This is a genomic window from Flavobacterium sp. FlaQc-30 (assembly GCF_044005885.1).
Classification (GTDB): domain Bacteria; phylum Bacteroidota; class Bacteroidia; order Flavobacteriales; family Flavobacteriaceae; genus Flavobacterium.
This window is the reverse complement of sequence record NZ_JBIPCO010000004.1, coordinates 177194-193458: the sequence shown is the minus strand read 5'-3', so window position 1 is coordinate 193458 and position 16265 is coordinate 177194. Positions and strand designations below refer to the sequence as shown.

At 34.8% G+C, this 16265-nt stretch carries 11 protein-coding genes and 1 tRNA gene; 2 read left to right on the top strand and 10 right to left on the bottom strand.

All coding sequences use genetic code 11. The features are described from left to right. The first annotated feature begins 526 nt into the window (after positions 1-526). Together ACHRV0_RS11135 and ACHRV0_RS11130 are read left to right on the top strand one after the other, a co-directional pair. A complete protein-coding gene (locus tag ACHRV0_RS11135) occupies positions 527-3970 on the top strand; it encodes a TonB-dependent receptor (protein ID WP_206733597.1) in 3444 nt (1147 codons plus the stop codon). A gap of 7 nt (positions 3971-3977) precedes the next feature. Further along, entirely contained in the window at positions 3978-5552 is a 1575-nt protein-coding gene (locus ACHRV0_RS11130) for a RagB/SusD family nutrient uptake outer membrane protein (RefSeq protein ID WP_395440872.1), read from the top strand. A 125-nt stretch (positions 5553-5677) separates the two neighbouring features. On the opposite strand, the gene ACHRV0_RS11125 is transcribed toward ACHRV0_RS11130, so the two are convergent. The 10 genes from ACHRV0_RS11125 to ACHRV0_RS11080 form a co-directional block, all read right to left on the bottom strand. Further along, the gene (locus ACHRV0_RS11125; RefSeq protein ID WP_395440871.1) at positions 5678-6409 is read right to left on the bottom strand and encodes a hypothetical protein; all 732 of its coding nucleotides are present in this window, start codon (positions 6407-6409) and stop codon (positions 5678-5680) included. A gap of 33 nt (positions 6410-6442) precedes the next feature. Continuing rightward, positions 6443-7000 carry a suppressor of fused domain protein gene (locus tag ACHRV0_RS11120; RefSeq protein ID WP_395440870.1) on the bottom strand — a complete coding sequence of 186 codons (558 nt, stop codon included), beginning with the start codon at positions 6998-7000 and terminating at the stop codon, positions 6443-6445. 201 nt (positions 7001-7201) lie between these two features. Then, positions 7202-7275, bottom strand: a tRNA-Arg gene (locus ACHRV0_RS11115). Positions 7276-7353: 78 nt separating this feature from the next. Beyond that, entirely contained in the window at positions 7354-7803 is a 450-nt protein-coding gene (locus tag ACHRV0_RS11110) for a GatB/YqeY domain-containing protein (RefSeq protein WP_089058254.1), read from the bottom strand. Positions 7804-8091: 288 nt separating this feature from the next. Next, a complete protein-coding gene (ftsZ, locus tag ACHRV0_RS11105) occupies positions 8092-10080 on the bottom strand; it encodes a cell division protein FtsZ (protein WP_395440869.1) in 1989 nt (662 codons plus the stop codon). A gap of 77 nt (positions 10081-10157) precedes the next feature. Continuing rightward, on the bottom strand, positions 10158-11564 hold the full coding sequence (gene ftsA, locus ACHRV0_RS11100) for a cell division protein FtsA (protein ID WP_089054910.1): 1407 nt from the start codon (positions 11562-11564) through the stop codon (positions 10158-10160). A gap of 6 nt (positions 11565-11570) precedes the next feature. Further along, positions 11571-12293, bottom strand: a complete 723-nt coding sequence (locus ACHRV0_RS11095; protein ID WP_129023805.1) for a cell division protein FtsQ/DivIB — start codon at positions 12291-12293, stop codon at positions 11571-11573. After that, positions 12280-13629, bottom strand: a complete 1350-nt coding sequence (gene murC, locus ACHRV0_RS11090; protein ID WP_395440868.1) for a UDP-N-acetylmuramate--L-alanine ligase — start codon at positions 13627-13629, stop codon at positions 12280-12282. Before murC ends, ACHRV0_RS11095 begins: the two co-directional genes overlap by 14 nt. Positions 13630-13769: 140 nt before the next feature. Next, positions 13770-14858 carry an undecaprenyldiphospho-muramoylpentapeptide beta-N-acetylglucosaminyltransferase gene (murG, locus tag ACHRV0_RS11085; RefSeq protein ID WP_395440867.1) on the bottom strand — a complete coding sequence of 363 codons (1089 nt, stop codon included), beginning with the start codon at positions 14856-14858 and terminating at the stop codon, positions 13770-13772. Positions 14859-14892: 34 nt separating this feature from the next. Next, the gene (locus ACHRV0_RS11080; RefSeq protein WP_395415291.1) at positions 14893-16209 is read right to left on the bottom strand and encodes an FtsW/RodA/SpoVE family cell cycle protein; all 1317 of its coding nucleotides are present in this window, start codon (positions 16207-16209) and stop codon (positions 14893-14895) included. Positions 16210-16265: the final 56 nt, after the last annotated feature.

Sequence of the window (16265 nt, the reverse complement as noted above, 5' to 3'; positions counted from 1 at the left end):
TTAATTTATTAAAAACATTTCATACGTTTACAACCTAGAAAAACGTTTTAGTCAAAATCATTTAGTTCTTTTTTGATCTTTTGCTCTTTTATGCAGTAAAAATGGAACCATAATATTTTAGCACAATCAACTAAAACCAACATAGAAATACTATCGCAAGAAAAGAATCCTCCCTTCTTTGAGCAATAGGTAATCTTGAAAGTTATTTACATTGAAATAACTGACTTGATTTGATTATAAACAACACATCAAAAAGGAAAAGAAGTTTTACTGGAACGTTTTGATTGAAGTTTATAAGTACTAAAAGAACACTAAACCAGTATTTAGAAAGAAAGGATATCAATATAAAAACAACAAGCCAATTTGACTAAAACGGGGAAACCCTTTTTTATACTTTTTTTTCATAAAAAAGCCAGCAGATGCTGCGAACACTACTGGCCGATTTCTTCTTATTAAGAAATATAGATTGGAAAAAATAAACATGACCACGAAGGAAAATTATTATTAACCAAACCATTACAAAAGTATGAAATTACTACCAAAAAGCAAGCCTGAGAATTATTGGCTTATGCCTAAATTAGGGAACGTTATCAAATTAACGCCCTTATTTTTGATACCTTTTACTATACAGGTATCGGCAGCAAAATCTACTGCAGCGACTATTTTATCAGAAAAAAATGAAATAGTAAAAGCAGCAAATGACAGAACGACAATTAAATCATCTTTATTTCAAAAACAAATAAAAGGAAAGGTACTCGACGAGGCTGGAAACCCACTGCCTGGAGCAAATATTGTTGTTAAGGGAACTAAAGTTTCAACTCAAACTGACTTCAACGGTAACTTTGAATTAAATGTTCCTGAGGGCGCTACAAAACTTATCGTTTCTTACATCGGTATGGATCAGCAGGAATTAACTATTGGAGCTTCATCGATTACAGTTGTCTTAAAAGAATCGGGACAAAAATTAAACGAGATTGTTGTTGTGGGTTATGGTACTCAGAAAAAATCTAAAATAACGGGTTCTGTATCAAAACTAGATAATAGAGTTTTAGAAACTGGAGTACGTTCTAATCCTGCTTCGGCTCTGGCTGGTACAATCCCAGGCTTAAGAGTGCAGCAAGCTTCAGGAAGTCCTGGTGCTGTTCCTGTCATCACTTTACGTGGAGGAACTAATTACGACGGAAGCGGATCTCCATTAGTAATGGTAGACGGTTTTTTGAGAGCTAGTTTCAGCGAAATCAATCCTGATGACATTGCGTCTATCGAAGTTTTAAAAGATGCTTCGGCGACAGCTATTTATGGTGCTAGAGCCAATAATGGAGTTATTTTGATTACTACCAAAAAAGGTAAAGCGGGTGTTTCAAATATCACTATAAATACAAATCTTGGTATCAATACTTTAAATATACCATTTGATTTTATCAATGCACAAGAATATTTGTACTGGTCTAGAAAAGCTATTCAGACTTCTGGTTCCTATGACGCCAGCCGTCTTAGTCAGTTAAATTCTACTGGGCCATTTGGTACTGGAAATTTATATAAAGATGCATCTGGAAATATTCTTGATGGTAATAAAAACGCATCTGCTGTATGGAGCCCAATGTTTAGAAATCCAAGTAACGAAGAGTTATTGGGACAAGGCTGGCAGAGTATGACTGATCCTGTTCGTACAAATGCTGCTGGAGCTTACGACCCGAATGGTACCAATAAGGAAATCATTTTCAAAGATTTTAACTATAAAGACTACGCTCTTCGACCTCAGGGTATAACTAAAGATATTAATTTATCTATGACAGGCGGAAGTGAAAAAGGCAGTTATTATGCCGGTATTGGTTCTTATAACGAAGAAGGTTTACCAATTAATACTTTTTACAAAAGGCTGACTTTTGTTTTTAATGGTGATTATAAAATAAAGCCTTGGCTGACTTCTACTTCTGGCTTGAACTTCGCAACAGCGCAATGGAGAGGTCCGCAAACAAATGGCGAAAGCAATTATTTAACTCGTTCTCTAGGCGCACCGCCAACAATGAGAGGAACGAATGCTAATGGAGATTTATTAGTAGGAAGAGATTATACAGATGGTAATCCAGCTGTTAATGATGATAAGTTCATCCGCAAAAACCAAACTGATAAATTTACAATGACGCAATCTTTTAAAGCTGATATATTAAAAAATCTATATTTTAGAACTAGTGCCAACTGGTTTTATAATGAAGGTTTTTATGAATCGTTCAATAAAGATTTCTTATCAAGTCCTAACAACATCAACAAAACCCGTTCTTCGTCGGCTCAATTTGATCGATCATTCAGCCAGACTTATAATGGTACTTTAAACTACAATACTGATTTCTTAGGAAAAAATCATGTTGATGCTATGATTGGAGCAGAATACTACGACATCTATTCAAATGGTGTTTCCGCTGCAGGTTCAGGCGCACCATCTGATGATTTTATGGATTTACAGTACACTAGTTCAGATAAAGACAAAAGAAGTATTGACACTTACCACACGCGTCAACGCATTTTATCTTTCTTTGGCCGTGTCACATATGATTATAATGAAAAATACTTAGCAACTTTTACCATCAGACGTGACGGATACTCAAAACTGCTAAATAATCGCTGGGGTAATTTCCCTGGAATATCTGTAGGTTGGAATGTACATAAAGAAAGCTTCTTAAGCGATTCTAAAATAATCAATACTTTAAAACTAAGAGCGAGCTATGGTCAAAACGGAAACGTGAGCGACAACCTTATTGGCCCATACCAATTGCAAGGATCATACGGAAGCAGTAAATATGACGGAACTGTTGGCTATCAGCTTAACGGACTTCCTTTTCCTGATTTATTATGGGAACGTTCTGCCACTTACGAGTTTGGTTTAGACACACGTTTATTTAACAGATTAGATCTTTCGCTAGCTTATTATAATAGACAAACACAAGACAAAATTTCAAGCTTCACTCTGCCAGCTACCTCAGGCATAACATCGATTACTACAAACTTAGGTAATATGCAAAACAAAGGTTTAGAGGTTGATTTGAATTACAAAGTCATCAAAACGGCTGATTTCTCATTAGATTTTAATGCAAATGCAGCTTACAATGTTAACAAAATATTGAAACTGCCAAACAATGGTTTAGAAAACAATAGAGTTGGCGGAAGTCAGGTTACAGATAAAGATGGTAATTTAATTTGGGTTGGCGGTCTGCAAGAAGGTCAAGATCCAAACGTTGCCTATGCTTATGTTGCCGAAGGTATTATTAGAACTCAAGCTGACTTAGATTCTTACGCTTTAAAATTAAGAGATTTAATTGGCGCCAAAGTTTTGGTTCATCCAGATGTTTATAATGCTATGAGCTCTTCTGAAAAAGCACTGGCTTACCCTATAGCTTTAGGTGATGTAAAATGGAAAGATGTAAACGGAGATGGTATTATCAATAGTTATGACAGAGAATATATGGGACGAACTGTTCCTAGAGTAACTGGTGGTTTTGGTTTTTACACAACTTACAAAGGTTTTGCTTTTAGCTCTCGTTTTGACTATGCTTTAGGCTTTGTTCAATATGATGGTCCTAGATCTTGGTTTTTAAGTAATGCACAAGGAACATTTAATACGACCAAAGAAGTTTTTGACACTTGGACCCCTGAGAACCCAAATGCTAAATACCCAACATATTACTGGGCTGATCAATTGTTTAAAAACAACACTATGCGTACTTCGAGCATGTTTTACAATAAGGCAGATTATCTATCCTTTAGAGAAATCAGTTTATCGTATTCATTGCCTGCTGACTTATTGACTAAATTAAAAATAGAAGGAATCAAGCTTACTTTAACTGGACAGAATTTAGGCTATATAAGTAAATCGACTTTGTTTTCGCCAGAGAAAACAGATCAAGGGATAAATGTTACTGGGGGCTATCCGTTACCTCGTACTATGGTTTTTGGTGTTCAAATTATTTTATAAAAAAGATATGAAAAAGATATTAATAGGAATTGCATTTTTAGCGTTGTCAATTACGTTTAATGCCTGCGACAAACTGGATTTAGCTCCAGAAGATTATTACGCTAGTGAAAGCTTTTGGAAAACTCCTTCTCAAGTAGATGGAGCAATGGTAGGATTACACAGCCAACTAAGAAGCTATCAATTTACATTGTTTACATTAGGAGAACTTAGAGGAGGAACATTAAGAGACGGAACCAGCTTTACTGGAACTGCATCTTTAAACTCAGGATCTATCGTTCGTCAGGATATTAGAGAATCATCTCCTGGTATTACAGGCTGGGCGGGACTTTACGCACCTATATTTCAGGTAAACAATTTTATCTATCAAGTAGAAAAAGCCCAATATTTGACTGCTGCCGACAAAAGTTATTATCTTGGTCAAGCTTATGGTTTAAGAGCGTTTTATTATTTTCAATTGTATCGTACTTACGGGAGACTTCCTGTAACCAAAGAACCTAAAGTAGCTATTACTACACCTACAACAGCTCAAGATGCTTATTTGCCCCGTACAAAAACAGAAAAAGAAACTTTAGACTTTATCAAAGAAGACGTAACGAAATCTATTGCAAGTTTTTCTGGAGATTACACCTCTAAAATGCAAAAAGGACAATGGTCTTTGGGAGCTTCACAAATGCTTCAGGCCGAAGTTTACCTATGGTCGGCTAAAGTAAAAATTGATGGCGCCAATCCAACATCTACAGCTTCTGATTTAGCGATTGCAAGAACTGCAGTAGAAGCAGTTATTCCTAAATACAGTTTACAATCAAGCTTTACTAATGTATTTAACTCAGCCGCTACAGCTTCAATAAAAGGAAATAATGAAATTATTTTTGCTTTGAGATTTGGTTTTGGAGAAGCAACAAACAGCTATGGTCAATTTATTTACGCTATTACAGATCCATTAGCGGGTTATGTTGATGACAAAGGTATTGCAATTCCTTCTAACGATCCGTTAAAGGTAAATGGAGGCGGAACCATTATAAGATACGAGTACAAATATGACTTATATCAAAAATATGAAGCAGCCGACACAAGAGCAAATGTTACTTTCTTAAACTTCAACAAAGGAACAGTTCACGCTACTAATCTGCGTAAGTTTATTGGAACTATTGTTGATGGCGCGCGTACTTTTTCAGACGACTTCCCTGTTTACCGTCTTTCAGAAGCTTATTTAATGCTGGCAGAAATAAAAAACAAACAAGGACAAGATCCTTCTGCCGAAATCAACATCATTAGAACCCGCGCTTATGCTGGCGGCGGCGGTACTGCTCCTGTTTATGCAAATGGTTCTTTTGAACAAAACGAATTGGCAATTTTCGCTGAAAGACAAAAAGAATTCGTAGCCGAAGGAAAAATTTGGTACGACTTACGCCGTATGCAAGATGCAACGGGAACTCCTTTAGTATTTAGAATAGACCTTCCTTTAGTTGGTGTACTTCAAAATATTGACGGAATAAACCATAAAATAATATGGCCAATAGATGTTCCTACTTTGAACAGCGATCCAACTTTAGAACAAAACCCATTATACAAAGGCACTTAATGCTTTTTAACTCAAAGCCCCAACAAAAATGTTTTGTTGGGGCTTTTTTATTGACCTTGATGAGGCAAAATTCGAACCAACTGTTAGAAAATTTGAAGATTCAAGTCAAAATTTAAAAGTTAGCCTCACTTATTTTCTCGTTCATTTATTTCTTCTATTGCACTTTGAATAAAATACTTTAAATCATTGCTTCTTGTTCTTTTAAATTCCGCTTTCAATATTTCTAGTGATTGTATTGTTCCAGTAGACCTAAGCGTTGCACAAATCATACATTTAGTATGCTGATCACTAGTCTTAAATTTCAGTATTAAAATCTCCTCTAAATCTTTGTGCTCAGAGTTCTTTAAGGCATTAAGCGCGTCAATTCTATTCTGATATGTGCCTTTTAATATTAATTGCTTAAGATAATCAATGTTCAGACTAGCTGGTTTTCGCAATTCATTAAGCCTGCTTAATACTGTTGTAATTACTTCTTCTTCGTCAGTATTTTCAAGCTCTGAAATCAAAAAATCGAAAAGTTTGTAATCTTTACAGTTTACACATAAGCTGCTTAAGCATCTTAAAACATATTTTTTATATTGAAAAAAATCTTTGTCATTAAGCAATTCAATAAGTTCCGATTTTAAGTTTACATCACTTAATTCATCAGAAATCCTATAAGCATACCAACTAGGAAAATCTTTGCTTTCAAAAGACTGGTCTCGCTTCTGCCTTTTAATTATGTTATTCGAAATAGGCTTGTTGTTTCCCATTTCTACAATCAAAGTCTTTAACTCAGAGCTCTTTAACCTAGATATTAGATTTTCTTTATCTTCTTTAACTTTTTCATCTAAACTTTTAAATAGTCCAAATAACATACGCTTTTTAATTAAATTTCTAATTTTAGTCAATTAAACTAAAGAGGTTCGCAAAGGATTTAAATAATCCAATTGTTTTTCCTCAAACAATTCTTCTAATGCATCACAACCATACTCTATTTTGTAATCGCGCTCATTTTTTGTAATTGGTATAAGCCAATAGCAATGAATTACTTTCTCTTCAAATTGAAAAATTTCTAAATTTTCTCCGTCAAGATAAGGTAATGAAATAAACGCATGATCACATTCTGATTTTTCTAGCCATGGTCTTCCAATATTTGAGGTATGATGAATATTAAAAGGCGTTAATCTGTGATGAGAAGCATGAACAGTCAACAATTCAACCAAAGAATTATCTTGTCTCGGAGAATAAATGACTAACTCAATTAAGTTATCATCTATTAAATCAGCTGACATTCCAACTGTACAATACGCCCACATATTATGGATTTCATTCGGAGCGAATTCTAAAATGAAGAACTCCGGATGGGTTTTCCATGTTGGACCTATTTCCCACTTTATTCTTTTTCCAGAAATTCCAAAATAGAAATTATAATGATGTGTCAAGTTTGTAGAATAATTCTTTTGCATGCATTTTTTATTGTGAAAATAGAATCTGTTTATAAGTCAAATCAATCTTGCAAAAACAATTATTTGACAAAGTGAACTTAATAACTTTAGTATCAATATGCAAATAATAATATCCTTCAAGAATTTTCAAAGACTTGACTAAGTTCAAACCATAAAAAAAGCCTGAGAATCTAAATTCCCAGGCTTTTTACTTTATTATAGTGACCCCGGAGGGGTTCGAACCCCCAACCCTCAGAGCCGAAATCTGATATTCTATCCAGTTGAACTACGAGGTCGATTGATTTATGATTTTAGAATGTAGATTTTAGATACTGATTGCAATCTAAAATCTACATTCTGAAGTCTAAATTTATTTAAACTAAAAGTTTCTTTACAATTGCAGAAATGGTTTTTCCTTCAGCAGTTCCTCCTAATTGAGCAGATGCTAATCCCATTACTTTACCCATTGAAGCAATTCCTGAAGCTCCAGTTTCTGCAATAATTTTTGCAACTACAGCTTCTACTTCTTCTTCACTTAACTGCGCAGGTAAAAACTTCTCGATTACTGCAACTTGAGCTAATTCTGGCTCAGCTAGATCAGGACGATTTTGCTCTGTGAAAATTCTAGCACTCTCTTTACGAGTTTTTACTAATCTTTGAAGTAATTTAATTTCTTCATCTTCTGATAAATCTTCTTTAGATCCTGAAGCTGTCGAAGCTAACAACAACTCAGATTTAATAGCTCTTAATGATTCTAGCGCTACAGTATCTTTTGCTTTCATGGCCGTTTTTATCTCGTCCATGATTTGTGTTTGTAAACTCATGTTTATGTTTTATTTAAAATAAGCAAAATGCCTATTAATTGATATATTAATTTGGAATTTTTATTAAACTAATACTATAGTTTGTCAGGCTGAGTCCTTCGTCCTCGCTCAGGATAAACTTAGTCGAAGCCTTTTCCAATAAGAAGCCCTTCGACTACGCTCAGGGTGACAATATTGTTTTAAAAGCACTATTTACGAGTCAAATTTCTAAATTCTGTGCGAAGATAAAAAAAATAACCCGAAAATTAAATCCAATTTTCGGGTTACCCTAATATTATGATTGTAAAATTAATCTACGTTGTCGTGCAAAAATGAATTATTTGAACGTAATTGAAGATCATTATTACTATCTGTTCCAACTGAAATTCTAGAATTTGTATTGTTAGATTGATTATTTGACAAATCAATTCCTAATCTCTTATAAGCTGGTTCTTTTTCCAACTCATCAATTCTAGAAACATTATTATGAAACTTATAGTTAAACTCTTTTAGTTTCTTTCTTCTTTCTTCAGCTCTTAATCGTAATGTTTCTTCAATTGTTAATTCCATTGGAGAAACTTCCGAAGTGGTTGTATAATCTGCATCTGTTGCAAAATCTACTCTTGGCTTCAACGTAATGTTCAGTTCTTCTGGAACTACATCTTCGATTACTTTTTCAGCAGGTTTTGAAGACAATAAGTCATTCTCTACCTCCATATATTCTTCTAAAGAATATTTTATCACACCTTTATCTGAAAGTTCAGTTACCGGCACAAATTGCACAGGATCATTTACTTTAATGTTGCGAGTTTCATTACTCAACTCAAACATAATTTTTGATTCCTGCTCAGCAACCGGCTCTCTTTTAACTTCAGGCTCTGATCTAAAAAGAGGAAGATCAAAAGAAAAAGTCGTTTGTTCTTCTTTCTCAAATGTTCTTTGCTGCACTGGTTTTACTTCTTGAACAGTTTCTACTGCTGGCGTTGAAATTTTGAAATCAATATCTGTAATTGGCGAAACAATTTCAAAAGTTACGTCAAGGTTTTTAATAAACTCAGACATTACCACCAATTCCTCTTGATTAATGGTTGGTGCTGTTACAGGAGCAGCTGGAATTTCATTTACGGGAGCAACCGTATCCGTATCGTCCATTAAATCAAAAATAACTTTTTCCTCTGATTTTGCAATAGGTGTATCTGCATTCAAATCAAAAGAAGCAAGTGTTTTATTTGTTAAATTATGAACACTTCTTTGCTCATCTTCTAACGTATGAATTATTTTTTTAGGCTCTGTATTAACAATTTCATTTTGTTGTTCAACATCAAAACCAGTAGCGATAATAGTTACTGCAATAGCTTCACCAAGAGTTTCGTCTTCACCAACTCCCATGATAATATTAGCATTATAACCTGCTTCTGCTTGAATATGATCATTGATTTCTCCAATTTCGTCAAGCGTTATCTCATTAGATCCAGAAACGATAAGCAACAATACGTTTTTGGCACCTGTAATTTTATTGTCATTTAATAATGGTGAATCTAATGCTGATATAATCGCATCTTTAGCTCTATTTTCACCTTCTGCCACAGACGAACCCATTATAGCGGTTCCGCTGTTTGCTAAAACTGTCTTAGCATCACGTAAATCGATATTTTGAGTATAGTGATGCGTAATTACTTCAGCAATACCTCTAGAGGCAGTTGCTAAAACTTCATCGGCTTTAGAGAATCCAGCTTTGAAACCAAGATTTCCGTAAACTTCTCTTAATTTATTATTATTAATTACGATTAAAGAGTCAACTTGTTTACGTAATTTTTCGATTCCTAATAACGCTTGCTCCTGACGCACTTTCCCTTCAAATTGAAATGGAATTGTCACGATACCTACGGTAAGGATTTCTCTTTCTTTTGCTAATTGCGCGATTACTGGAGCAGCACCTGTACCAGTACCACCACCCATACCTGCAGTGATAAATACCATTTTAGTACCACGATCCAATACTTTTTCGATATCGGCAATACTTTCAATAGCAGACTGCTGTCCTACGTCAGGATTTGCTCCTGCTCCAAGACCTTCTGTCAAATTCATACCTAACTGAATTTTGTTAGGCACTGAACTGTTTTGCAGCGCTTGTGAATCTGTATTACAAACGATGAAATCAACGCCTTTAATACCTTGTTTAAACATATGGTTGATAGCATTACTACCACCTCCACCTACACCTATTACTTTGATAACATTTGATTGGTTTTTTGGTAAATCAAATGAAATACTTCCAAATTCTGAGTTGCTCATCATCTTTTTGGTTTTTGAAATTCTTATTTAATACATTTTTTACTTCTTGGCTTGGGGCAAAGAGTAATCCTTTTCTTTTATTATTCTGCGTTGTCTAAAAAATCTTTGATTTTGTCGACATATCTATCAAAAAATGATCTTCTTATTTTTGTTTCTGTAGATTCAGGTTTTTCAACTCTGCTTACTGTTTCTCGAGTATCTTCAATAGTTTCTACTCTTTCAACGTAATTTTCTTCTACTTCGTATCGCTGCACTGGCGGAGGAACATTTCTGTAAACTACTTTTGGCTGCTCGTTTACAATTTCCATCCTAACGGCGCTTTGCGTACTGTTTTCAATACTGTTCATTACTAAACCAACAGCTGTTGCAAACAATGGACTTGAAATTTCTTCGCTTGAATTTCCTGCTAAATGCTCGTTTGGATATCCTATTCTGGTATCCATTCCAGTAATATATTCTACTAATTGTTTAATATGCTTTAATTGAGCACCACCTCCAGTTAGAACAATTCCTGCAATTAACTTTTTACGAGGATCTTCGTGTCCGTAAGCTTTGATTTCTGCAAAAACCTGTTCTACAATTTCCACAACACGTGCGTGAATAATTTTAGATAAATTTTTAAGAGAAATCTCTTTTGGCTCTCTGCCTCTTAAACCTGGAATAGAAACAATTTCGTTGTCTTTATTTTCTCCCGGCCAAGCCGATCCGAATTTTATTTTTAAAAGCTCTGCTTGTTTTTCGATAATCGAACAGCCTTCTTTAATATCGTCCGTAATTACATTTCCTCCAAAAGGAATTACGGCTGTATGGCGAATAATTCCGTCTTTAAAAATAGCCAAGTCTGTTGTTCCGCCTCCGATGTCGATTAATGCAACACCCGCTTCTTTTTCTTCTTGACTTAAAACTGCATCTGCCGAAGCTAATGGCTCCAATGTCAATCCAGACAATTCGATTCCTGAACTTTGAATACAACGTCCCACATTTCTGATTGAAGACGCTTGACCAACTACAACGTGAAAACTAGATTCTAATCTTCCGCCGTACATTCCGATTGGCTCTTTAATTTCAGATTGTCCGTCAATTTTAAACTCTTGCGGTAGAACGTGAATAATTTCTTCACCTGGCAGCATCGCCAATTTATTTACCTGATCGATCAAAAGCTGAATATCTTTCTCTCCAATTACCTCTTCTGGATTATTACGGCTGATGTAATCTGTATGCTGAATACTTCTGATGTGCTGTCCGGCGATACCCACAACAACATCTTTTATTTTATAACCTGAATTGTTTTCTGCTTCAAGTATAGCCTGCTGAATTGATTGAATAGTTTGCGTAATGTTGTTTACAACTCCTCTAGCAACTCCTAAACTTTTAGATTTTCCAATACCTAAAATTTCAAGCTTTCCATACTCATTTTTCTTGCCTATCATGGCAACTATCTTTGTCGTTCCAATATCTAGACCTACTGCAATGTTATCTTTTTCCATTTTCTATTATTTTGTGCAAACTACTTGTTCCGTAAACCTAAGGTCAATTTTATTGTATTTATATAACGAACTATCCAAAACCGCTTTTTGAAAAAAGGCTTTATAGTTTCTAAATTTTTTATCAACATTCATCATTCTGCCAAAATCGATGAAGTAATTATAATTTCTATTAAACATTTTTAGGCTGCCATTCGGCATAATCTCTATTGCAATGATGTTTTTTCTCAAAAACGCATCGTCATAAATTGTGCGAAATAAAGCAGCTAAATCTTCGTTATTTTTTTCATTTATTGCCCCTGAAACAAGAGGAACTCTAGCAGTAAAATTGTCAGACAAAGGCATTTTACCACCCTCATAGTCAATATAAAAAGACTGATCGCCATCATAAACTCTTGCTATGGCTGTCTTCTGTTTTACTACCGCTTTTAGAACACCATCGATACTTACAAAAACATTTGACTTTTCAATCATGTCTTGCGTATCAAGGGTTTTTTCAATCTTATTCAAATCTAACTCATCTTTTCTAATACTGGAAGCGTCTCTTTTATTTTCTATCAACAATTTATTAACCGTTTCCGGCTTCACAAAAAGCGTATTTTCTCCTACAAAAACGACCTCGGATTTCTTTAATTTTCGCTCCCCATTTCGATGTTGTGCGAAAGAATATAAAAAAAGTACCAATCCAAAAATTAGTATTAATCGAATATTTGTCCAATTAAATATTTTCATGCAGCATTTTTTTGATTGACGGCACCATCTCTCCAATATCCCCAGCTCCTATTGTCACAATTATTGGCGCATCACTGGCTTTGATTTCCGCTAATAAATCATTTTTTGCAACAATTTTTTTGTTCGAATTTGTCATTTTACCCAATAACCATTGCGACGTAACCCCTTCCATTGGTAATTCGCGTGCAGGATAAATATCCATTAAAAACACTTCGTCAAACTGAGAAAGACTTTCAGCAAATCCGTCAGCAAAATCTTTTGTTCTGCTAAACAAATGAGGCTGAAAAATCGCCAAAACTTTTCGTCCAGGATACAACTCTCTAACCGCCTGATGAACAGCATTTATTTCAGTTGGATGATGTGCATAATCATCTATATAAACCAACTTATCCGATTTGATCTGATAAGAAAAACGTCTTCTGATTCCGTTAAATGAAGCAATGGCTTTTGCGATAGCACTGGTCGGGGTGCCATAAGTTTTTGCCATCGCAATAGCCATTAACCCATTCATTAAATTGTGTTTACCAGGCAGTCCAAAATGAAGATCTTTCATTATTTCTGATGGTGTCTGCACATCAAAAACATAAGCTCCATCTTCGATTCTAACATTATACGCCTTATATACAGCATCTTCGTTTATAGCACATTGAACTCCTTCAAGAGGTAATTCTTTAGTAATAAACAAATTATTTTTATCTTCTACTTTGTCTGCAAATTCTACAAACGAAGCTTCAATAGCTTCACTTGTTCCATAAATATCCAAATGATCTGCATCCATTGAGGTTATGCAGGCAATATTTGGGTGCAAATGCAAAAACGAACGATCAAATTCGTCTGCTTCAACAACAGTAACTGTTTTTCCAGTTCCGATTAAGTTAGAGTTGTAATTCTCTACAATTCCACCCACAAAAGCTGTTACATCAGCACCGCTTTCATATAGAATATGTCCTAAAATACTAGACGTTGTTGTTTTACCGTGTGTTCCTGCAACTGCAAAACTAAAGGTGTCTTTGGTAATGATTCCTAAAACCTCAGCACGTTTTTTAATTTCGTAATTTCTTTCAATAAAATAATTCCATTCAGAATGCGATTTAGGAACCGCAGGCGTAAAAATCACCAATGTATTTTCTACATGATAATTTGCCGGAATTAAATTAATATTATCTTCAAAATGAATCTCTATACCGCTTTCAATCAATTCACTTGTAAGCATTGACGGCGTTTTATCGTAACCAGAAACCTGTTTCCCTATATATTTGAAATAGCGGGCCAGAGCACTCATTCCGATGCCTCCAATACCAATAAAATAAACGTTTTGTATTTGATTTAAATTCATTTTTTTTTGCTTTAAGCATTAAGCTATAGGCTTTAGGCCTTCAACTTTTATCTTTATTACTCTCTATTATATTCCTTTTACACTTTGCTACTCTGTAGACAGCGCATCAAGCTTAAAGCTTATTGCCTATAGCTTACAGCTTATTGAATTAACTTGACAATTTCAGCAACAATATCTTGTGTTGCTTTTGGCATCGCCAATTTTTTAATATTTGCACTCAATTGTTTTTGCTTTCCTTCATCTTTCAGCAGCGCTTCAAAAACAATGCTAAATTCATTATCCAATTCAGATTCTTTCAACAAAATTGCACCTTTAGCCTCTACAATAGCTTGTGCGTTTTTAGTTTGATGATCCTCAGCTACATTCGGTGACGGAATAAAAATTACCGGCTTCCCGACAATGCACAATTCTGAAACTGATGATGCTCCTGCTCTTGAAATAATCACATCCGCAGCAGCGTATACAAAATCCATTCTTTCAATGAAATCAACCACTTTTACACCCGGCTGATTGTATTTTTTATATTCTTCAAAATATAATTTTCCACACTGCCAAATTACCTGAACATCTTGCAAAAGAAAGTTTGGCAATTCTTTTTCGATCAACTGATTGATTCTTCGCGCACCTAAACTTCCTCCTAGAACCAACAATGTTTTTTTGTTCGGATCTAAACCATAAAATGCAATCGCTTCATCACGCTTACTTTCAATATCAATTAAATCCTGACGAACTGGATTTCCTGTCAAAACAATTTTCTCTTTTGGAAAAAATCTTTCTAAGTTTTGATAGGCTACGCAAATTGCATTTGCTTTTTTGCTCAACAATTTATTGGTAATTCCTGGGAAAGAATTCTGTTCCTGAATTACTGTCGGAATACCAGCTGAACCAGCTGCCTGCAATAATGGACCACTGGCAAAACCACCAGTTCCAATAACTACGTTTGGTTTGAACTTTTTAATAATTCGTCTTGACTCTAATAAACTTGAAGCCAATTTTAAAGGAAACATCATGTTTTGCAATGTTAACTTTCTTTGTAAACCAGCAATCCAAAGACCTTTTATTTCGTAACCTGCCTGCGGTACTTTTTGCATTTCCATTTTATCTTTGGCGCCCACAAAAAGAAATTCAGCATCAGGAAATTGTAATTTTAATTCGTTTGCAATCGCAATTGCAGGATAAATATGTCCTCCTGTTCCTCCTCCGCTTAGTATGAATTTATACTTTGTCATATTTTTAATAGCTATTATTATAAACTATTTTATCCTATTTATTTAAAACTGCATTCATTGGATTTTTTGAACTATCCTCGATTGAATACATTTCTGCATCTTGATAAACTTCTTTTTCATCAACAGCTAAATCTTCTTCAGCTAATTCTTTATCAATTAATCTTTGAAGTGCTTCTTTTCGTCTTTCTTTCTCCTCCATTTCTTCTGCAATCTCTTCATCTTTCTTGGTTACACTTATAATAATTCCAAGTGAAAAACAAGTCATCCAAATCGAACTACCTCCAGAACTTATCAGCGGAAGCGTTTGTCCTGTTACTGGCAGTAATTCTACTGCAACCGCCATATTAATCATTGCCTGAAATATCATGGGGAATCCGAGACCAACGACGACTAATTTTCCGAATAGCGTATTGGCTTTATGCGATGCAATCACAAATCGGAATAATAACAATAAATAAAGAACCAATATCGAAACTCCGCCTACCAAACCATACTCTTCTACTACAATTGCATAAATAAAATCTGAAGATGATTGCGGTAAAAAGTTTTTCTGAACACTTTTCCCAGGACCTAATCCTCCTAATCTTCCAGATGCTATTGCAATTTTTGCTTTCTCAATTTGATAATCATCTTCATCTGGTTTGTCAGTGGTAAAGTTCATAATACGACTTTCCCAAGTTGATACCCTGCTGAAGAATCTAGAATCTGGAAATGCTTTTGCCACCAAAAGGAAAAATGCCAGCATTGCAATTCCTGAACCAATGATAAATCCAATATATTTTAATGGATACTTACCAATAAACGTTAACATCATAACCATCGAAAAAATCAACGCTGTGGTCGAAAAGTTAGCTGGTAATATAAGCGCCAGAGTGATAAAAACCGGAACCCAAAGCTGAATAAACGAGGTTTGAAACGGTTCGTTTTCTTCTTTAGTTTTCGACAAATAACGAGCCACGTAAATAAACAATACGCTTGCCGCTAATGTTGATGTTTGAAATGTAATTCCAATGAACGGCACCTGAATCCAACGACTTGCATTTGCTCCCGCAATTACAGTTCCTTTCAACAAGGTGTATAATAATAACAACCAAACTACTGGAAGCGCCACTTTAGAAATTGCTCTAAAATAATGGTACGGCACTTTGTGAACCCAGTAAATAATCAAAAAACCAATACAAACGTGCGCTAAATGCTTAACCAAATAACCTAATGTATTCCCAGTTCCATGACCTATATATGCTAGATTACTACTCGCACTAAAAACCGGCATAAATGAAAACAACGCCAACAGAGCCACGAATGACCATATTACTCTATCTCCTTTTAGTTTGTTAACTAACTCCTTCATTGTTGTTTTGTTTCAAGTTTCTTTTGTTTCAGGTTTCAATCTCGACAGCTATCAAG